22 protein-coding genes are annotated in these 19,475 nt (G+C 64.5%); 16 read left to right on the top strand and 6 right to left on the bottom strand.

From position 1 onward, the window contains the following. Positions 1-6: 6 nt before the first annotated feature. From GGC65_RS19245 to thrS, 3 genes are read right to left on the bottom strand one after another with little or no spacing between them, the layout of a single operon-like run. A complete protein-coding gene (locus tag GGC65_RS19245; protein ID WP_192648633.1) occupies positions 7-768 on the bottom strand; it encodes a sulfite exporter TauE/SafE family protein in 762 nt (253 codons plus the stop codon). After that, positions 765-1,619, bottom strand: a complete 855-nt coding sequence (locus GGC65_RS19240; RefSeq protein WP_225940915.1) for a metallophosphoesterase — start codon at positions 1,617-1,619, stop codon at positions 765-767. Before GGC65_RS19240 ends, GGC65_RS19245 begins: the two co-directional genes overlap by 4 nt. Next, positions 1,616-3,619 (bottom strand): threonine--tRNA ligase, encoded by a 2,004-nt coding sequence (gene thrS, locus GGC65_RS19235; RefSeq protein ID WP_192648632.1) that lies wholly within the window; start codon positions 3,617-3,619, stop codon positions 1,616-1,618. Before thrS ends, GGC65_RS19240 begins: the two co-directional genes overlap by 4 nt. Positions 3,620-3,719: 100 nt before the next feature. Here thrS and GGC65_RS19230 point away from each other — a divergent pair, with 100 nt between their 5' ends. The 11 genes from GGC65_RS19230 to GGC65_RS19180 all read left to right on the top strand — a co-directional run bounded on the left by GGC65_RS19230 (position 3,720) and on the right by GGC65_RS19180 (position 9,214). Next, entirely contained in the window at positions 3,720-4,187 is a 468-nt protein-coding gene (locus tag GGC65_RS19230; RefSeq protein WP_225940914.1) for a MerC family mercury resistance protein, read from the top strand. Further along, the gene (locus tag GGC65_RS19225; RefSeq protein WP_192648631.1) at positions 4,184-4,564 is read left to right on the top strand and encodes a VOC family protein; all 381 of its coding nucleotides are present in this window, start codon (positions 4,184-4,186) and stop codon (positions 4,562-4,564) included. The genes GGC65_RS19230 and GGC65_RS19225 overlap by 4 nt, the downstream gene beginning before the upstream one ends. Positions 4,565-4,667: 103 nt before the next feature. Beyond that, positions 4,668-5,288 carry a hypothetical protein gene (locus tag GGC65_RS19220; RefSeq protein ID WP_192648630.1) on the top strand — a complete coding sequence of 207 codons (621 nt, stop codon included), beginning with the start codon at positions 4,668-4,670 and terminating at the stop codon, positions 5,286-5,288. Further along, positions 5,285-5,476 carry a helix-turn-helix transcriptional regulator gene (locus GGC65_RS19215; protein WP_192648629.1) on the top strand — a complete coding sequence of 64 codons (192 nt, stop codon included), beginning with the start codon at positions 5,285-5,287 and terminating at the stop codon, positions 5,474-5,476. The genes GGC65_RS19220 and GGC65_RS19215 overlap by 4 nt, the downstream gene beginning before the upstream one ends. A 66-nt stretch (positions 5,477-5,542) precedes the next feature. After that, positions 5,543-5,806, top strand: coding sequence for a DUF6356 family protein (locus tag GGC65_RS19210; RefSeq protein WP_192648628.1), 264 nt, complete (start codon positions 5,543-5,545; stop codon positions 5,804-5,806). After that, the gene (locus tag GGC65_RS19205) at positions 5,803-6,567 is read left to right on the top strand and encodes an alpha/beta fold hydrolase (protein WP_192649631.1); all 765 of its coding nucleotides are present in this window, start codon (positions 5,803-5,805) and stop codon (positions 6,565-6,567) included. The genes GGC65_RS19210 and GGC65_RS19205 overlap by 4 nt, the downstream gene beginning before the upstream one ends. 38 nt (positions 6,568-6,605) lie before the next feature. Then, complete coding sequence (locus GGC65_RS19200) at positions 6,606-7,043, top strand: acyl-CoA thioesterase (protein ID WP_192648627.1); 438 nt, start codon at positions 6,606-6,608, stop codon at positions 7,041-7,043. 10 nt (positions 7,044-7,053) lie between these two features. Next, positions 7,054-7,491: a VOC family protein gene (locus GGC65_RS19195; RefSeq protein ID WP_192648626.1), complete on the top strand. Its 438-nt coding sequence runs from the start codon at positions 7,054-7,056 to the stop codon at positions 7,489-7,491. Positions 7,492-7,513: 22 nt separating this feature from the next. After that, positions 7,514-7,909: a VOC family protein gene (locus GGC65_RS19190; protein ID WP_225940913.1), complete on the top strand. Its 396-nt coding sequence runs from the start codon at positions 7,514-7,516 to the stop codon at positions 7,907-7,909. Positions 7,910-7,977: 68 nt separating this feature from the next. Then, entirely contained in the window at positions 7,978-8,706 is a 729-nt protein-coding gene (gene gloB, locus GGC65_RS19185; protein ID WP_192648624.1) for a hydroxyacylglutathione hydrolase, read from the top strand. 61 nt (positions 8,707-8,767) lie between these two features. Then, positions 8,768-9,214, top strand: coding sequence for a hypothetical protein (locus tag GGC65_RS19180; RefSeq protein ID WP_192648623.1), 447 nt, complete (start codon positions 8,768-8,770; stop codon positions 9,212-9,214). A 74-nt stretch (positions 9,215-9,288) separates the two neighbouring features. Here the strand turns inward: GGC65_RS19180 and GGC65_RS19175 are convergent, their stop codons facing one another. From GGC65_RS19175 to GGC65_RS19165, 3 genes are read right to left on the bottom strand one after another with little or no spacing between them, the layout of a single operon-like run. After that, positions 9,289-11,094, bottom strand: a complete 1,806-nt coding sequence (locus GGC65_RS19175) for an AMP-dependent synthetase/ligase (RefSeq protein ID WP_192648622.1) — start codon at positions 11,092-11,094, stop codon at positions 9,289-9,291. A 51-nt stretch (positions 11,095-11,145) separates the two neighbouring features. Next, complete coding sequence (gene ggt / locus GGC65_RS19170) at positions 11,146-12,837, bottom strand: gamma-glutamyltransferase (RefSeq protein ID WP_192648621.1); 1,692 nt, start codon at positions 12,835-12,837, stop codon at positions 11,146-11,148. Positions 12,838-12,878: 41 nt separating this feature from the next. Next, positions 12,879-13,949, bottom strand: a complete 1,071-nt coding sequence (locus GGC65_RS19165; protein WP_192648620.1) for a quinone-dependent dihydroorotate dehydrogenase — start codon at positions 13,947-13,949, stop codon at positions 12,879-12,881. A 70-nt stretch (positions 13,950-14,019) separates the two neighbouring features. Between GGC65_RS19165 and GGC65_RS19160 the strand changes: the two genes are divergently transcribed. The 5 genes from GGC65_RS19160 (at position 14,020) to GGC65_RS19140 (ending at position 19,469) form a co-directional block, all read left to right on the top strand. Continuing rightward, positions 14,020-15,840: a DUF885 domain-containing protein gene (locus GGC65_RS19160; RefSeq protein ID WP_192648619.1), complete on the top strand. Its 1,821-nt coding sequence runs from the start codon at positions 14,020-14,022 to the stop codon at positions 15,838-15,840. A 102-nt stretch (positions 15,841-15,942) separates the two neighbouring features. After that, positions 15,943-16,830: an AraC family transcriptional regulator gene (locus tag GGC65_RS19155; protein ID WP_192648618.1), complete on the top strand. Its 888-nt coding sequence runs from the start codon at positions 15,943-15,945 to the stop codon at positions 16,828-16,830. Between the two features lie 298 nt (positions 16,831-17,128). Beyond that, positions 17,129-17,632: an SUF system Fe-S cluster assembly regulator gene (locus tag GGC65_RS19150; RefSeq protein ID WP_225940912.1), complete on the top strand. Its 504-nt coding sequence runs from the start codon at positions 17,129-17,131 to the stop codon at positions 17,630-17,632. Beyond that, positions 17,632-19,119, top strand: coding sequence for a Fe-S cluster assembly protein SufB (gene sufB / locus GGC65_RS19145; protein ID WP_192648617.1), 1,488 nt, complete (start codon positions 17,632-17,634; stop codon positions 19,117-19,119). The genes GGC65_RS19150 and sufB overlap by 1 nt, the downstream gene beginning before the upstream one ends. After that, positions 19,116-19,469 (top strand): hypothetical protein, encoded by a 354-nt coding sequence (locus GGC65_RS19140; RefSeq protein ID WP_192648616.1) that lies wholly within the window; start codon positions 19,116-19,118, stop codon positions 19,467-19,469. Before sufB ends, GGC65_RS19140 begins: the two co-directional genes overlap by 4 nt. Positions 19,470-19,475: the final 6 nt, after the last annotated feature.

The following is a 19,475-nucleotide window of genomic DNA, read 5'->3' as shown; positions in this document are numbered from 1 at the left end:
TGAGAATTAGTTCAACAATCGGAGCAGCGCCGACAGGCCGGCGACGCCAAGTACGACCGCGACGATCGCGCGCCACACCGGCACAGGCACCCGGCCGAACAATCGCGTACCCACATGGTCGCCGAGCGCCATCGGCACGAAGAGCAAAAGCGACAGGATGAAGAGCTTGGCGGTTGCAAGCCCCAGCCAGAGCGACGCGAGCGTGCCGGCAATTGCGGTCGCGAAGAAGACGAGCATCATCGACGCGCGCGCAACGCCGGGCGCGATCCGTTGCCGCAGGTAAAAGGGCACGACGGGCGGCCCCGGCATCGCGGCGAAGCCGGTAAGGATGCCCGACGCGATCCCGGTCAGGCCGATTGCCATGCGCCCGGGCTTATGGCCGTCGGGATGCTGCGGCATCAGGATCAAGAGGAAGGCGGCGATGGCGATGATCGCGATCAGCAGCCGCGCAACGTCAGGCGTGACCGCCTTCAGCGCCATCATTCCGAGCGGCGTCGCGAGCATTGCAAGCAGACCAATGGGCAACGCGGTACGCCGGTCGGCGTCGGTCGCGATGCGCCGGAAACCGACGGGGCCGATCAGCAATTGCAGCAATATGCCGAGCACGACCGCCTCGCCCGGCGGCATGATCAGCCCGAGCAAGGGCACGAGGATGATCGCCATGCCGAATCCGGTGAGACCGCGCACGAACGCGGCGCCAAAGGTCATCGCCGCCGCGCCCGCGAAGGTCCACGGCGCAAGGCCGACGAGGTGGTGGAGGTCGGTCATTCGGAGCCGAGCGTGACGAGCCAAGCATCGGGCGGGGTGTTGAACCGCAGCGGCAACAGGCTGGTCCCGACGCCGGCGCCGACGAAAACGCGCTGGCCCTTGTCGTCGATATCGCCGCACGCGAAGCGATCACCGTAGCGCGAGACATAGGTCAGCGCGCCGACGATGGGGAAGCGAATCTGGCCACAATGCGTGTGGCCCGCGAACACTGCGGCGACGGGGCGCGGCAAGTCGGGGACGATATCGGGGCTGTGCGTCAGGAGCAGCGGCACGCCGGGGCCGAGGCGGTCCATCGCGGCGAGCGTCGCGGGAACATCGTCATGGCCCGAATAATCATCATCGACGCCGCCGACGACCAGCGGACCGAGCTTGACGGCTTCATTCTGGAGGACGCGAATTCCGCGCTTCTCCAATTCGCTGCGCAGCGCGTCGGGCCGGAACCAATGGTCGTGATTGCCCGGCGCGACGATGACACCTAGGGGCGCGCGGAGGCCGCCGAGCGGCGCGACGACTTCAGCGGCGGTGTAGATATGCGTCGCGCTGCGCTTTTCGCTGACGAGGTCACCCGCGATCAGCACGAGGTCGGGCTTCAGCCGGTTGAGCTCGCCAACGATCCGCTCCAGCCGCGCGGGCGGCATGTCGGGGCCTGCGACGTGCGTGTCCGAGAGGAGCAGGATCTTGAGCGGCGGCTGCGCGGCTGGCCAATCACCGACCGCGACCGTCGCGGTGCGGATCACCGGGTCGCGCGTCGCGTTCCAATAGCCGCGGGCGAAGAGCGCCGCGCCGACGAGCGCCAGCAGCAACAGCCAGCGGCCCCAACGGCGCGGGCGACGCTTCTTCGATGCGATCAACTGCGCAGGTCGGGCGGGGTCGCCTCACCCTTCAGCATCGCGATCGCTTCAGCGAGCGGCATGATGCGCTGGCCGTCCTGCCCTAGCGTGCGGATCGCGACAGTGCCTTCCTCGGCCTCGCGATTGCCGACGACGAGCAGGTAAGGAACCTTCGCGAGGCTGTGTTCGCGGACCTTGTAATTGATCTTCTCGTTCCGCACGTCGATGTCGGCGCGGATGCCCGCCGCGGTGAGCTGGGCCACCGCGTCCTTGGCGTAAGCGTCGGCGTCGCTGACGATCGTCGCGACCACTGCCTGCACCGGCGCGAGCCAGGTCGGGAAGCGGCCGGCGAAATGCTCGATCAGGATGCCGATGAAGCGCTCGTAGGTGCCGAGGATCGCGCGGTGGAGCATCACCGGACGGTGGCGCTCGCCATCCTCACCGATGTACGACGCATCGAGCCGTTCGGGCATCACGCGGTCGGACTGGATCGTCCCGCACTGCCAGGTGCGGCCGATCGCGTCGGTCAGGTGGAATTCGAGCTTGGGCGCATAGAAGGCGCCCTCGCCCGGCAGTTCTTCCCAGCCATAATCGTCACTCGCCATGCCCGCGCGCTGGACGGCTTCGCGCAGTTCCGCCTCGGCCTTGTCCCACATCTCCTCGGTCCCGAAACGCTTTTCGGGGCGCAGCGCGAGCTTCACCGCATATTTTTCGAAGCCGAGCTCGCGGTACACGCGGTCGAGCAACTGGCAGAAGGCGCGCACTTCCTCGACGATCTGGTCCTCGCGGCAGAAGATATGGCCGTCGTCCTGCGTGAACTGGCGCACGCGCATGATGCCGTGCAGCGCGCCATGCGGCTCGTTGCGGTGGCAGCAGCCCATTTCGGCCATGCGCAGCGGCAGGTCCCGATACGACTTCATCCCCTGACGGAAGATCAGGACGTGCGCCGGGCAGTTCATCGGCTTCAGCGCCATCCACTCGGCACCGTCGGAGACGATCGGACCTTCATCCTCAATGTTCGGGATTTCGTCGGGGATGACGAACATATTCTCGCGATATTTGCCCCAGTGGCCCGACTGTTCCCACTGCTTGGCGTCCATCACCTGCGGCGTCTTGACCTCCTGATAACCCGAACCGTCGATCGCGCGGCGCATATAGGCCTCGAGCTCGCGGTAGATGCGATAGCCCTTGGGGTGCCAGAAGACGCTGCCATGCGCCTCTTCCTGCAGGTGGAACAGGTCCATCTCGCGGCCGATCTTGCGGTGGTCGCGCTTCGCGGCCTCCTCCAGCCGGACGAGATGCTCGGCGAGCTGCTTCTTGTTGAGCCAGCCGGTGCCGTAGATGCGCGAGAGCTGCGCATTCTTCTGGTCGCCGCGCCAATAGGCACCCGACACGCGCGTCAGCTTGAACGCGGCGGGATCGAGCTTGCCCGTCGAGGCGAGGTGCGGGCCGCGGCACATGTCCATCCAGCCCTCACCGCTGCGATACACCGTGAGTTCCTCGCCCTGCGGCAGTTCGGCGGCCCATTCGGCCTTGAAGGTCTCACCCTCGGCGGCCCATTTGGCGATCAGCTTGTCACGCTCCCACACTTCGCGCGTCAAAGGAAGATCGGCGGCGATGATCTTGCGCATCTCCTCCTCGATCAGCGGCAGCTCGTCGTCGCGGAACGGGCCATGCTCGGCGGTCGGGGCGAAGTCGTAGTAGAAGCCATCGCCCGTCGACGGACCGAAGGTGATCTGCGTGCCCGGAAACAGATTCTGCACCGCCTCGGCAAGGACGTGGGCATAGTCGTGGCGGAACAGTTCGAGCGCGTCGGCTTCGTCGCGGCTCGTCACCAGCGCGAGGTTGGTGTCTTCCTCGAGCGGCCGCGTGATATCGCGCAGTTCGCCGTCGATCTTTGCGGCGAGCGCGGCTTTGGCGAGGCCGGGTCCGATGTCGGCCGCAATCTGCGCCGCGGTAGTGCCGCGCACGACTTCACGGGCAGAGCCATCGGGAAGGGTGACACGGATCATCTGAGACATCGAAAAACTGGCCTTTCTTGCGCAAAAGTGCGGCGCCCCTTTGCCAGCATGCGATATGGGCGGCAAGGGGCGGATTCACAACAGGACTTGCAATGAGATAATGTATCATTATCTGGCGTCCGAACCCCTCCCGCGAAAGACCCATATGTGCCTCCCCGCCGCGCGCGTGCGCCTTGCCGACCTGACGGGTATCGTCCTGTCGTTCACTTGCCTGCTCCATTGCCTTGCGCTGCCCCTGCTCCTTCTTCTAGCCCCGGCGCTCAGCCGCTGGATCGCGCTGCCCGAGGGGGTTCATGCTGCGATATTATTGCTCGCACTTCCGGCCGCAGCGATAGCGATGCGCGATGGCTGGCGACGGCATAGGCGTTTGGTGCCGACGATACTCGCAGTCTCGGGGCTAGGCCTGCTTGCACTGGGCCTGTCGGCGCATGAGGGGTGGATCGAGGCCGCCGATCCCGAGGCCGCCGACCGCCTGTTGACCTCGCTCGGCGCGCTCACGCTGGCCGCCGGGCATCTCGTCAACTGGCGCTGGCGTCACCGGCGCAGCGGACATAGATTGCCGGCATGACTGACGCCCCACCGCCCCACAGCATCGCCGCAATCCTGCCCTGCACCGATATCGACGCGAGCACGGCCTTCTATCAAAAGCTCGGCCTGTCGGTCGTCGGCGATTATGGCAGCTATCGCCTGCTCGACGATGGCAATGGCTGGCAGCTTCATCTGACGACCGAGACGCCCGAGGGATGGCTGGTGCCAGGGCAGAACCCGTTTGGTCTTTACCTCTATACCGCCCGCGTTGCGGAAATCGCCGAGCGCGTTCGCGACCATATTCTGGAGCCGGAGAAGGCACCGACGCACAAGCATTGGGGCATGTACGAATTTGCCATGTCCGATCCCGACGAGACGCTGGTGCGTATCGGCTGGCCGAGCCGGTTGATGGAATAGCGCGGCAGCTTTGCTTGCCGAGCTTGTCATTATGTCAATGTCACTTGACTAAATACCCAAATACTTGTAAAGTTTCCTTGTCTATCAGATAAGGAAGTTTGACATGCCCGAGAAGACTGCAGAGACCGGAACCGGCTTCGCGGGTCGCCAGCCGGGGTTGTGGGCGGCCGCCTTCGCACTGGCGCTATGCGTGATCGCCTATTTCGAGCATCGCGGCTTTTTGGGCGGCTGGCGTTCGCTACCCTTCGTCGCGGCGGCGACGCTGTTTCTCTTTCCCCTGACGAAGGCGGCGAACAATCGGCAGGCGGCTGCGGGCGCTCTGTCGCCCGCAACACGGCGATATAATCGACGCATGCTGATCTGGTCCCTCGGATATGTCCTGTGCCTGGGCATAGCCATGACCGTTCGCAACTATCTCCACCCGCAAGGCGCGCTGCTATGGGGAATCGCCGTCCTGCCATCGGTGCCGATGATCTTCTTCGTTTGGACGCTCGCCCGTTATGTTGTCGAGGAAGAGGATGAATATCTGCGATATCGCCAGACCAGCGCCGCCCTGATCGGTCTCGCGCTCGTCCTCCTTACCGGAACGCTTTGGGGCTTTCTGGAAATGTTCGGCGTCGTCCCGCATGTGCCGGCATGGTGGGTGGTACCGGTCTGGGCGATCGGGCTGGGACTGGGCCAGATGGTCATGACGTCGGCCGAACGGCGCGCGGACCGGGCATGAAGAACCGCCTGAAAGTCCTGCGCGCCGAACGCGACTGGAGCCAGCAGGATCTGGCAGAGCGCCTCGAGGTGTCGCGCCAGTCGGTCAACGCAATCGAGACCGGAAAATACGATCCTTCGCTGCCCCTCGCCTTTCGCATCGCCGATCTCTTCGGCATGCCGATCGAAGAGATTTTCCTGCGCAGCTGACCGGCGACCTTGCTCCCCCGCTCCCGCCCCGCTAGGGCGACGGCAGCCGGAAAGGAGCCGTCCCCCATGATCAAGTCGCTCAAGCGCCTGTTCGTCGACCATCCGAAGAGCGTCGATGAGAATTACATCGAGCATTTCGGCGTCGCGTCGAAATTCGGCGTGACGATGATCTATGGCGGGGTCTGTGCGCTCGTCCACGCCGTCGTTCCCGGCTGGTGCATCACCACGGGCAGCGACACGATCCAGCGGCTCAATCATATCATGGTCGAAAAGCGGCGCGCCAAGGGGCAGGCCGTCATGCAGATGAGCACGATCGACTGGGTCATCTGATCCCGGTGGACACTGTCCCAGACTATCTCGACCGTTCGGGCCGCCCACGGCTCGCCTATCGCCATACGCCGGGAACCGGTCCGACGATCGTCTTCCTGCCGGGCTATATGTCCGACATGGCGGGCGGCAAGGCGACCGCGCTGTTCGATTGGGCGGCGGCCGAGGGCCACGCCTGCCTCCTACTCGACTATGCGGGATGCGGGCTCTCGGACGGGCTGTTCGCCGACCAGAATTTGCTCGACTGGCGCGGCGATGTGCTCGACCTGATCGATGCGAAGGCCGCGGGGCCGGTCGTGATCGTCGGATCTTCGATGGGCGGATGGCTGATGCTGCTCACCGCCTTGGCGCTGGTACAGCGCGACGGGCCGGGCCGCGTGGCGGGGCTCGTCGGCATCGCCGCAGCGCCCGATTTCACCGACTGGGGTTTCAGCGATGCCGAGAAGGCGATCATCCTCGCCGAGGGCGCGCTGGTCGAAGAGACGCCGTACAGCGACCAGCCCTATGTGACGACGCGCGGCTTTTTCCAGTCAGGCGAAGCGAACCGGCTGCTCGATAGTGAAATCCCCCTCAGCTGCCCGGTGCGCCTGCTCCACGGCGAACAGGATGGCGATGTCCCGCCCGATATCAGCCTGCGCCTGTCGGCGGCGCTCGCCAGCGCCGATGTGCAGGTGACGCTGGTCAAAGGCGGCGACCACCGGCTGTCGCGTGATACCGACATCGCGCTGCTGATCGACACCGTCGCGCGTATCGCGACAAATTAGGCACAGTCGCGCGGCTCGCGACGAACTAGAGGAACATCATGGCTCGCAGCGATTTCAAATTCAGCGTCAAAAAGCGTGTCCGCTATGCCGAGATCGACGCGCAGGCGGTGGTGTTCAACAGCCGCTACCTCGAATATTTCGACATCGGGATCACCGAATATTGGCGCGGCGTCGGGGTTTACGATCGCTGGCCGGCGCACAGCAGCCCCGAATTCCACGTCGCGCGCGCCGAGGTGAACTATCGTGCGCCGATCTTGCTCGACGAGGAAATCGACATCTGCGTGCGCGCGTCGCGCGTCGGCACGAGTTCGATGACCTATTTGTTCGAGCTGCACCGCGCGGGCGCCGACGACCTGCGCGCCGACGGGCAGCTGGTCTATGTCCATGTCGCCGAGGCGCAAGGCGCACCGGCACCGGTTCCGCAAGAATTCCTATTCCTGTTCGAAGCGTTTGAAGCGCGGGCCCTTCGCGCCTAATATAGGCGCCATGACAAAATATCTTCACACGATGATCCGCGTGTCGGATCCCGACGCCACCGTCGATTTCTTCAAGCTGATCGGGCTCGAGGAAACGCGCCGTTTCGACGACGAGAAGGGCCGCTATACGCTGATCTTTCTCGCCGCGCCCGGGCAAGGCAATGTCGCCGAGGTCGAGCTCACCTATAACTGGCCGCCCGCCGATGGCAGCCCGGCCGAGGAATATTCGGGCGGGCGCAATTTCGGGCATCTCGCCTACCGCGTCGACGACATCTATGCGACGTGCCAGCGGCTGATGGACGCCGGGGTGACGATCAACCGCCCGCCGCGCGACGGCCATATGGCGTTCGTGCGATCGCCCGACGGCATTTCGGTCGAGCTGCTGCAGGAAGGCTATCTCGACCCCGCCGAGCCCTGGGCCTCGATGCCCAACACCGGCGCCTGGTAGGGGCCGCGCGATGCCGGGCCTGTTGATCAACATCGACGTGCCCGACCTCGCTGCTGGCGAGCATTTCTACACGAGCGCACTCGGATTGACCGCAGCCCGGCGGTTCGACGACGATATCGTCGAGCTGACCGGCTGCGAGGTTTCCATCTATCTGATCACAAAAGCGGCCGGCTCCAGGATCGGTCCCGACGGCGGCGACTTTCGACGCTACAACCGGCACTGGACACCGGTGCATCCCGATTTTTCCGTTACCGACCTCGACGACGCCAGCCGGCGGGCCCTTGCCGCGGGCGCGGTGCAGGAGGGCGAGACATTGGACCTGCCCTATGGCAGACAGGCGATGTTCGCCGACCCGTTCGGCAACGGATTCTGCCTGATCGAGTTCAACGAGCAAGGGTACGGCGCCCTTCTGACCTGAACAGGCGGACCAAGGCCCCGGCGCCGCCGCTCCGTCTTGATGGGGCGAGACGCTGGAAAGGAGATAATATGGCTGCGCTGGACATCGTCCGTATTCCCGTTCTCAGCGACAATTATGTCTGGCTGGTCCATGATCCCGAAAGCGGCGCGACGATGGTCGTCGACCCCGCCGTCGCCGAGCCCGTTCTCGCCGCCGCCGCCGAACGCGGCTGGACGATCACCGATATCTGGAACACGCACTGGCATCCCGATCACACCGGCGGCAACGCGGCGATCAAGGAAGCCACCGACTGCACGATCACCGGCCCCGCTGCGGAGTTCGCGCGCATCCCGACGCTCGATGTGCAGGTGAAGGGCGGCGACAAGGTCAAGCTTGGCAACCATGTCGCCGACGTCTGGGACGTCCCCGCGCATACCGCCGGCCATATCGCCTATCATTTCGCGAGCGACGCCGCGATCTTCGTCGGCGACACGATGTTCGCGATGGGTTGCGGCCGGTTGTTCGAAGGCACCGCCGAGCAGATGTTCGCCAATATGCAAAAGCTCGGCACGCTCGACGATGCGACGCGCGTTTACTGCGCACATGAATATACGCTGTCGAATGCGCGTTTCGCGGTGACCGTCGAGCCCGACAATGTCGCGCTGGCCGAGCGGCTGGCCGCGGTCGAGTCGGCGCGCGCCGCGGGCGAAGCCACGGTGCCGACCAGCATCGGCGAAGAACGCGCGACCAACCCCTTTTTGCGCGCCCCGAACGCCGCCGAACTCGGGCGTATCCGCGCGCTGAAGGATGCGGCCTGATGCCGCTTCAGCACCCATTCATCAGCCATGGCCATAATGGCCGACTTCAAGGAGCATATTCATGGCGAAGCTGAACCTGATGGCTGCCGCGCTGTTGACCGCGGCCGCGCCGCTGGTCGCAAGCTGCGCGCCCGCCGGTTCGAGCGAACCCGGTGCCGCCGCGCTTACCCCCAAGCAGGCCGAACGGCTCGACAAGCAGCTTGCGGGCAAGGTTCCTGGTCCGCCCGTCCGCTGCCTTCCCAGTTATCGAAGTAATGATACTATTCGCGTGTCGGACAATATCTTGCTCTATCGTTCCGGCGGCAATCTGGTATACAGGAATGACTTGAAGAGTAGTTGCCCGGGTCTTGCGCGGGACAGCGACATCATGGTGGTACGCCAGTTCGGGTCGTCGACCTGCGAAGGCGACTTCTTCCACCTGGTCGACCGGTCTAGCGGAATCCGCGGCCCGACGTGCGTTTTTGGCGAATTCGTCCCCTATCGCAAACCGGCGGGGGACAAAGGCTGAGCCTCGGGTTCAGTCGCAGGCGGGGTCCGGTTTGCGCCGAGCTCTTCGGGTCGCACCCCCGCCTGCTCTGACGATCACGCCTTGTAGAGGGCGGCGATCTTGTCTTCGTAGACCTGCCTTAGGATATGGCGGCGGATCTTCATCGACGGCGTCATCTGCTCATTCTCGATCGTGAAGGCTTCGTCGGCGAAGTCGAACTTGCGGACCTTTTCGATCACCGAGAGCTGGCCGTTGACGCGGTCGACCGCCGCGCGGACCGCAGCGCGGAATTTCTCATGCTCGCGCAGCAGCTTCAAATCCTTGGGCAACCCCTCGGCTTCGGCCCATTCGGCCATCCATTCGGGATCGGGGACGAGGATGCCGACGAGGTGCGGGCGCTTGTCGCCATAGACCATCGCCTGCAGGATCTCGGGCTGGAGCGTCAGCATGCCCTCGACGCGCTGCGGCGAGACATTGTCGCCCTTGTCGTTGACGATCAGGTCCTTCTTGCGGTCGGTGATGACGATGCGGCCCTTGTCGTCGATGTGCCCGATGTCGCCGGTGTGGAGCCAACCATCAACGAGCACGCGCTCGGTCTCGGCCTTGTTCCGCCAATAGCCCTTCATCACCAGCTCGCCGCGCACGAGGATTTCGCCGTCGTCGGCGATACGCACTTCGGTGTTCATCAGCGGCGGACCGACGGTGTCCATCTTGATTCCGGCGCTCGGGCGGTTGCAGCTGATCACCGGACCGGCTTCGGTCTGACCATAGCCCTGCAGCAAGGTCAGCCCGATCGAGTGGAAGAAGACGCCGATTTCGGGATTGAGCGGCGCGCCGCCCGACACCAGCGCTTTCATCCGGCCGCCGAAGCGTTTGCCGATCTTGGGGCGGAATAATTTGTCGAGCAGCAGGTCGACCGGGCGATCGAGCACGCCCATGCGGCGCTCATAATCCTTTTCGCCGACGCGGAGCGCCTGGCCAAGCATCCAGTTCGCGAGCTTGCCCTGTTTTTCGACCGACTTGATCATCCGCGCGCGGATCACCTCGAACAGCCGCGGCACGACGACCATGATCGTGGGGCGCGTTTCCTCGATGTTCGAGACGAGCTTTTCGAGCCCCTCGCTGTAATAGATTTGCGCGCCGACCATGATCGGCAGGAACTGGCCGCCCGAATGTTCATAGGCGTGGCTGAGCGGCAGGAACGACAGGAACACCTCCTCGTCGCCGATGCCGAAGTCGTTGACGAGCACCTCGGCCGCGCCCGCGGCATTGTGCAGGATCGCGCCGTGATGCTGCATCACCCCGCGCGGCGCGCCGCCGGTGCCGCTGGTGTAGATAAGGCAAGCGGTATCCTCGCGCGTCATCGTCGCGGCGCGCGCCTTGGTTTCTTCCAGATACGCCTCGCCACCCGCGACGAGCGGCTCCCAGTCGTGGACCGCAACCTCGCCCTGCTGGCCGATGCGCAGGCTTTCCATGCTGATGACGATATGCGCCTCGGAACGCATCACCGCGGGCATCAACGTGCGCGCGAGCTTGGCGGTCGAGACGATCACCGCCTTCGCGCCGCTATTGTCGAGGATGTGCTGATGATCGCGTTCGGTGTTGGTCGTATAGGTTGGCACGGTGATGCAGCCCGCGGCCATGATGCCAAGGTCGGCGATGCACCATTCGGGCCGGTTTTCGCTGACCAGCACCACGCGGTCGCCGTCCTTCAGCCCCAATTCGCGCAGGCTGTGCGCGAGCGCCGACACCTGGTTGGCGACTTGCCGCCAGCTCAGCGGGTGCCAGGCGCGATCGGCCTTGCGCCACAGGAAGGGATCTTCGCCGCCGCGCCCCGCACGGTCGAAGAACATCGCGACCAGACTCGGAAAATGGTCGAGATGGGGGTTTACGAGCTTCATTCTGCCTCTCTCCAGGGAGTGTTCGCTGCTTTATCTTATCGTTATCGTTGATTAATTCTGCGCCGGTGCGCCGTCGATCGACGAGCTGCCCGGGCCGCGCGGGTCGGCGGCGCCGCGCCAGCCCTCGGCGGTGCGCTCGACCGCGTTGAGCTTCGAGCCGAGGCTCGTCGCGGTAAAGCTGTAGCCGAAGGGTTTCATCTTCGCGGCGATCGCCTTGCCCGCCTCATTATTCTCGATGAGCACGCCTTGCTGGCCGAAAAAGAGGTTCGGAAGCTCCATCGCGGTCTTGGCATCGAGCCCCCAGTCGAGCACGCCGACGAGCACCTTGGTCACATGCATGATGATGCGCTTGCCGCCCGCCGAGCCGACCGCGAGAACGACCTTGCCGTCGGGACCATAGACGACCGTCGGCGACATCGAGGAAAGCGGGCGCTTGCCGGCCTCTACGCGGTTCGCCGTCGGCACACCGCCCTCGGTCGGCGCGAGGTCGAAGTCAGTGAGCTCGTTGTTGAGGAAATAGCCGTTCGCCATCAGCTGGCTGCCGAAGATGCTTTCGACGGTCGAGGTCATCGACACGAGGTTGCCGTCCTTGTCGGCGGTGACGAAATGCGTCGTTCCCTGCTCCTGTACCGGCGGCGCGGCGGCGCGCGGCTTGGCGCCCGGCGGGGTGCCGGGGTCGTAATGGCCCGCGGCGCCAAAGGGCGAGATCAGCTGGCGGCGCTCGGCGAGGTAAGTCTTGTCGAGCAGGCCCTTCACCGGAACATCGACGAAATCGCCGTCGCCGAGATAGGCGGCGCGATCGGCATAGGCGAGCTGCATCGCTTCCGAGAGCAGATGCCAGCTCATCGGATTATCCTTGCCCATCGTCTTCATGTCCCAGCCCTCGATCATGCCGAGGATGCCGAAGACGGTGGTCGCACCCGACGAGGGCGGGCCCATGCCGCAGACCTTGTAGATGCGGTAGGTGGTGCAGACCGCGGGGCGCTCCTTCGCCTTATAGGAGGCGATATCCTTGACCGTGAGTTGGCTCGGGTGGCGCGGTGCCTTGGCAACGGCGTCGCTGATCGCCTTGGCATTGGCGCCACTATAGAATGCGTCGGGACCGCGCGCCGCGATGTCGCGGAGCAGCTTCGCATAAGCGGGGTTCTTGATCCGCGTGCCCACCGGCGCGGGCTTGCCGTCGACATAGTAGATCGCCTGCGGCGCCGGGAACTCTTTCCACATCGGCTGGAACTGGACGAGCCAGTTGTTGAGCGCCGGGGTGACGAGGAAGCCTTCTTCGGCGAGCTTGATCGCGGGCTGGAACAGCGCCTTCCATTCGAGCTTGCCCCATTTCTTGTGCGCCATTTCCATCAGGCGCACATTGCCCGGGACGCCGACCGACAACCCGCCGGGGATGACGTCCATATAGCCGCGCGCCTTGCCGTCGGGGCCGAGGAAACGGTCGGGCTTGGCCGCCGCAGGCGCCATTTCGCGCCCGTCGATCGTCGAGATGCTGCCGTCCTTGGCATTGTGATGGACCATGAAGCCGCCGCCGCCGATCCCGCTCGACTGCGGTTCGACGAGCGTCAGCACCGCGACCATCGCGATCGCGGCGTCGGCGGCGGTGCCGCCCTCATGCAAAATCTCGCGCCCCGCCTCGGTCGCGCGCGGATCGGCGGACGAGGTGACGCCCTGTGCAAGCGCGGGCGCGGAGACGGTGGCGGAAAGGAGGGCGGCGAGCGGGAGGAGTCTTTTCAACATGGGCGCGACATTGGCGCGCGCCTCGGGCCAAGGCAACCCCGTCAGTGCGCGGTCCCCACTGCGTCTGCAACACGTGCGAAGCCATCACGCGCGGCCAGCTTTTCAAGACCCTGCGCAATCCGGCCGGCGAGGCCGGGGCCTTCATAGACCATCGCCGAATAGATCTGGATCAGGCTGGCTCCGGCGCGGATGCGCTCCCACGCCTGCTCGGCCGAAGCAATGCCGCCCGCGGCGACGAGCGGCAGCTTGCCGCCGCTGGCGCTGTGGAAATCGCGGACGCGTTGCAACGCCAGTTCAGCAAGCGGTGCGCCCGAGAGGCCGCCCGCTTCGGCAGCGTGGCGCGATGCGAGCACGGGCCGCACGATCGTGGTGTTCGAGACGATGACGGCAGCGAGTCCCTTGTCGAACGCGACGGCGACGATGTCGTCGATGTCTGCCGGCTCGAGATCGGGCGCGACCTTCAGGAAAACCGGCTTCGCCGCGCCCACAGGCTGCGCCGCAGCGACGCCGTCGAGCAGCGCTTCGAGCGAACCCTTGTCCTGCAAGGCGCGCAGACCCGGCGTGTTCGGCGAGCTGATATTCACCGTCAGATAATCGGCGAGCGGCGCCATCGCGGCGGTGCCCTTTGCATAGTCGGCGATGCGGTCGGCGCTGTCCTTGTTCGCGCCGATGTTGATACCAAGCGGCACTGGCAGGCCATGGCGGCGCAGGCATATAATCCGTTCGGCCGCCTTTTCCTGCCCACCATTGTTGAAACCCATACGGTTGATCACCGCCCGATCCTCGACAAGCCGGAACAGGCGCGGGCGCGGGTTGCCCTCCTGCGGCAATGGGGTGAGCGTGCCGACCTCGACAAAGCCGAAGCCAAAATGCGGCATCACATGCGCGACGCGCGCATCCTTGTCGAAACCGGGCGCGAGGCCGACGGGGTTCGGAAATTTGAGCCCCGCAAGCTCGGTCGCGAGCGCCGGGCTTGTCAGTGCATGGCGCGCGCGCGGCAGCGGCTGGAGCGCGCTGAGCGTCAGGTTATGCGCGGCCTCGCCATCGGTGGCGTGGACGATCGGGCGAACGAGCGCATAGGCGCTATCGGTGAGCGAGGCGAAGAGCGACATGGCCCCGCCATTGCGCGCGCGATGACGCTATGGCAAGCCCCGTGCGCATCGGAAAAACCGGGAGAAATTCGTGTCGCATCTCAAGATTATCGCTCGCCTGTCCACCGGCCTCGCGCTGTTCGCCGTCGCGGGCTGCGCCCCGGCCGCCGTACAGGAAGCGCCTGCCACCGCGGCTGCGACGCCCGCGCCCGATGCCGCGCCCGCCGGCGCCAACCTTTCGCAATTCTTCGACAATTATGACGCGGCGCAGCTGTCGCTCTCGCCCGAAGCCAAGGCGCGCCGCGGGATTCGCGACGGCGACTATGGCAAATGGAACGACGTCTCCGACGAAACTGCCGTCGCGAACCACAAGCTGCAACAGGCGACCGCCGCCGCGATGCGCGGAAGCTATGACCCGTCGAAACTGACCGCCGACGAGGCGCTGTCGTTCGAGCTGTTCAACACGCAGGCCGCGCGCGCCGACCGGCTGTTCCCCTTCCGCGACCATGGCTATATCTTCGACCAGATGAACGGCGCGCAGAGCCAGATGCCCGCGTTCCTGATCAACATCCACCGTGTCGCCGATGTCGGCGAGGCCGAAGCCTATATCGAGCGCATCCGCGGGCTCGGCCCGGTCCTCGACGCGCTGTCGGCGCAATCGGCCGAGCGCGCGGCGAAGGGCATCCAGCCGCCGAAGTGGGTCTATGCCTACCTCATCTCCGACATTGGCAATCTGCAGAAGCCGGGCAATGCGGTGGTCGAGGATATCACCGCCAAAGTCGGCAAATTGAACATCGACGCGGCAGAAAAGGCGCGGCTGATCGGTGCGGCCCAAACGGCGTGGAACGAGAGCGCCGGGCCCGCCTATGGCCGCCTGCTCACCGAAATGAAGCACCAACAGGCGAGCGCGCCGACGCAAGACGGCGTGTGGCGCCTGCCCGATGGCAAGGCCTATTATGAGGCACTGCTGTCGAACTACACCACGACCGACATGACCGCAGCCCAAATCCACGACCTCGGCCTGTCCGAAGTCGCGCGCATCCATGGCGAAATGCAGGCGATCATGAAAAAGGTCGGCTTCAAGGGCACACTCCAGCAATTCTTCGCGCACCTGCGCACGAGCCCGCAATATTTTTACACGACGCGCGAGGCCTATCTTGCCGACGTCGATGCGAAGGTGAAGGCGATGGAGGCGCGGTTGCCCGCCTTCTTCAACACGCTGCCCAAGGCGCATCTGCAGGTGAAGGCGGTCGAGGCGTTCCGCGAGAAGTCGGCGGGCAAGGCCTTCTATTCCTCGCCGTCGCCCGACGGGTCGCGCCCCGGCATCTATTATGTGAACCTCTTCGACCTCAGGGACATGTCGAAGACCGAGCTCGAAGCGCTCGCCTATCATGAGGGCGTCCCGGGGCACCACCTCCAGCGCGCGGTGCAGACCGAACTCACCGGCCTGCCGCCCTTCCGCCGCTTCGGGGGGTTCACCGCCTACACCGAGGGTTGGGGGCTCTACACCGAGGAACTCGGCAAGGACATGGGCTTTTACACCGATCCCTACAGCGATTTCGGGCGGCTCGGCATGGAGCTGTGGCGCGCATGCCGCCTCGTCGTCGACACGGGCATCCACGACAAACGCTGGAGCCGCGAGCAGGCGATCAAATATCTGAAGGACAATACCCCCAACCCCGACGGCGACATCGAAAAGGCGATCGAACGCTATATCGTCTATCCGGGACAGGCGACCGCCTATCTGATCGGCAAGCTCAAGATCATGGAATTGCGCGGCCGCGCGCAGGCGGCGCTCGGCGACAAGTTCGATTTCCGCACCTTCCACGATGTCGTGCTCGAATCGGGTCCGGTGCCGCTCGACGTGCTCGAACGGCGGGTCGACGTGTGGATCGCGGCGCAGAAGGGTTAAGCAAATTGACGATTGCGGCTTGACGCGCGGGGATGAAACGCAAATGATTTGATCCAGAAAAAATAAGGCAGCCGGGTTACGGGTGCCAAAGGTCTGGGTCTCATGTCGGATGTTTCTTCCTCGCCTGGGGGCGTGGACGGCAGCGCGCCGTTCGAACTACACTATTTCCCGCCCGATCCCGATCTGGCGGAAATGGTGTCGAGTTTCTATTTCGCGCGACTGAACCTGCCGCGCTTCGACGAATATGAGCGCGCCGACCGCGCCCAGTTCCGCTTCGTTACCAACGTCGATGGCGAATATGTCTTCGAGGACGGCCATCGCGCGACCGTCTGCCGCGCCAACATCATCGGCCCGACGAGCGCGCGCGTCCGCGCGATCAGCAATTGCCCGACGCAATTGTTCGGATTCGGCATGCTGCCCGCGGGCTGGGCGGCGCTGATGGGCGACGATGCCGACAAGCTGACCGATCGAGCGATGGACGCGGCCGACCTGTTCGGACCGTGGATCGACGAGGTCGCGGCCGCGCTGGAAAAGGCCGCGACGGTCGAGGAAAAGCTGGTCATCGGCAATAATTTCGCACGCGAGGTTCTGACACGCAACGAGCAGCCGCCGATGTGGTTCATCCGCACCGTCGACGGCTGGCTGACCGCGTCGCCCTCGCCGCAGGTTCCCGAACTGGTCGAGGCGACGGGCATGTCGATCCGTTCGGTCGAACGGATGACGAAGCATTATTACGGGCTGTCGCCACGCATGCTCGCGCGCAAATATCGCGCCGTCCGCGCCGCATCGGCGCTGGCGCGCGGCGAAGGGCTCGACGCCGCGCAGCTTGGCGACGCATTCTATGACCAGTCGCACCTGATCCGCGAGATCAAGCGCTTTGCCGGCGCGACCCCCGGCCAGCTCGGCAAGCCGACGACCTATACCGAAGCGACGACGAAGGGCCGCAAGCAGCTCGCCGGCAAGGTGAGCCCGCTCGTCTCCGAGACCTGAGCGACCGTTAACCTTCGAAAATTATCTGTCCCGTCGTTTTGGCGTTTTCGTCCAATCGCGAATCATCGCGTCGGCATAATCCGTCCCTGCGACCCAGAAGAGCTCATCCTCGGACGAGGACTTGAGACCTTCATCTTGGCACTCATTTGGCTTCGGCCCGATGGGTGCCTTTTTTTTGCGCAACTTTTCTATCGTCCTGCATATCCGCGATTGCTTGCGCTCGCGGGACGGCGCGCCTATGTAAGTGGAGTAATTTACTCCAGTTAAGAATCGTTCGCAACTGCGACGGAAAAGAACAATGCGCCTGTCCAACCTTGCCGACTATGCCGTGGTGCTGATGAGCGCCGCCGCCCGCCAGTGCGGGTCGGTGCCGATTCACGCCGGCATGCTCGCCGAGCAGACGGGTATCCCGGGGCCGACCGCGCAGAAGCTGGTGAGCCAGCTCGCACGCGCTGGCCTGCTCGTCGCCTCGCGCGGCACCGGCGGCGGCGTGCGGCTCGCGCGTCCCGCGGCAGCGATCAGCGTCGCCGATATCATAGAGGCGGTCGAAGGGCCGATCGCGCTCACCTCCTGCGTCGCCGAAGGACGCCATGATTGCTCGCTCGAGGGCCGTTGCAAGGTGCAGCCGCACTGGGGCGTCGTAAACGGCGCGGTGCGCGGGGCGCTCGCCGAGATCAGCCTCGCGACGTTGAGCGTCGCTCCGAAGAATAACCCGTTCGTGTCGAGCGAAGTCGAGACACCCGGCAATAGCGCACGAACGATGGGCCTCTCGACTTCGCTCGAGGCGAACGGAATTTTGTAATGACCGACAACACCGCACTTCCCGTCAAGGACCAGGCTGCGCACGACGCCGCGGCGAAAGTCGCCGATTATGAGCATGGCTGGTCCTCGGCCATCGAGACCGACTTTGCGCCCAAGGGGCTGACCGAGGATACGGTCCGCTTCATCAGCGCGAAGAAGAACGAGCCCGAATGGATGCTCGACTGGCGGCTGAAGGCGTTCCGCCACTGGCAGACGATGGAGACGCCCGACTGGGCGAAGCTCAACGTGCCACCGATCGACTATCAGGACGCATACTATTACGCGGCACCCAAGGCGAAGCCGAAGCTGTCGTCGCTCGACGAGGTCGATCCCGAAATCCTCGAAGTCTATAAAAAGCTCGGCATCCCGATCGAGGAGCAGAAGGTGCTCGCCGGCGTCGAGGGCGCACGCAAGGTCGCGGTCGATGCGGTGTTCGACAGCGTCAGCGTCGCGACGACCTTCCGCGAGGAATTGAAGCGCGCGGGCGTAATCTTCCTGTCGATTTCGGAAGCGATCCGCGAATATCCCGAGCTGGTGAAGAAGTGGCTCGGCAAGGTCGTGCCGATGCACGACAATTATTTCGCGACGCTCAACTGCGCGGTCTTTTCCGACGGCACCTTCGTCTATGTGCCCGAGGGCGTGCGCTGCCCGATGGAACTCAGCACCTATTTCCGCATCAATGCCGAGAATACGGGGCAGTTCGAGCGCACGCTGATTATCGCCGACAAGGGCGCCTATGTCAGCTACCTCGAAGGCTGCACCGCACCGATGCGCGACGAGAACCAGCTCCACGCTGCGGTGGTCGAACTGGTCGCGCTCGACGATGCCGAGATCAAATATTCGACGGTGCAGAACTGGTATCCCGGCAATGCCGAGGGGCTGGGCGGCATCTATAATTTCGTGACCAAGCGCGCGCTCTGCCAAGGCAAGCGCAGCAAGGTGTCGTGGACGCAGGTCGAAACCGGCTCTGCGATCACCTGGAAATATCCGAGCTGCGTGCTCAACGGCGACGACAGCGTCGGCGAATTTTATTCGGTCGCGGTGACCAACAATTATCAGCAGGCCGACACCGGCACCAAGATGATCCACAATGGCAAGCGCACGCGCTCGACCATCGTTTCGAAGGGGATCAGCGCGGGCAAGTCGAACAACACCTATCGCGGTATCGTCCGCGTGGCGCCGAATGCCGAGGGCGTGCGCAACTTCACCCAGTGCGACAGCCTGCTTCTCGGCAGCACCTGCGGCGCCCACACCGTCCCCTATATCGAAGTCCGCAACCCGAGCGCGACCGTCGAACATGAAGCGACGACGAGCAAGATCAGCGACGACCAGCTCTTCTACGCGATGCAGCGCGGGCTGGGGCAGGAAGAGGCGGTGGCGCTGATCGTCAACGGCTTTGCCAAGGAAGTGCTGCAGCAGCTGCCGATGGAATTTGCGGTCGAGGCGCAGAAATTGCTGGGGATCAGCCTTGAGGGGAGCGTGGGATGAACCGGATTTTGGCAATGGGCCTTTTTCTGGGCGCGACACTACTCTCCGGGGCGGTTCATGCGCAGCCCACACAGGCCAATGCGATGATGCTGGCGCAGGCCAACGACCGATGCATGACGACTTACGCCGTCCGCATGACCAAGACTGATGCGGCCGACGATGCGATTTTTGCCGCGGCGACGGAGGGCTGCAAGAACCTGAAGTCCCAGCTCTTCAGCGCAATCGACAAGGAATATCCGGCTGATCAGGCCAGCGGCCTGAAGTCGCAGCTCGATGCGGCGGAGAAGCCGAACTTCATCAAATTATTGCAGAAGATACGTACCGACCGCCTGCAGCGCGCCGGGAATTGAACGGAC

The sequence above is a fragment of the Sphingopyxis sp. OAS728 genome (assembly GCF_014873485.1).
Lineage (GTDB): Bacteria > Pseudomonadota > Alphaproteobacteria > Sphingomonadales > Sphingomonadaceae > Sphingopyxis.
This window is presented reverse-complemented; position numbering and strand designations above follow the sequence as displayed.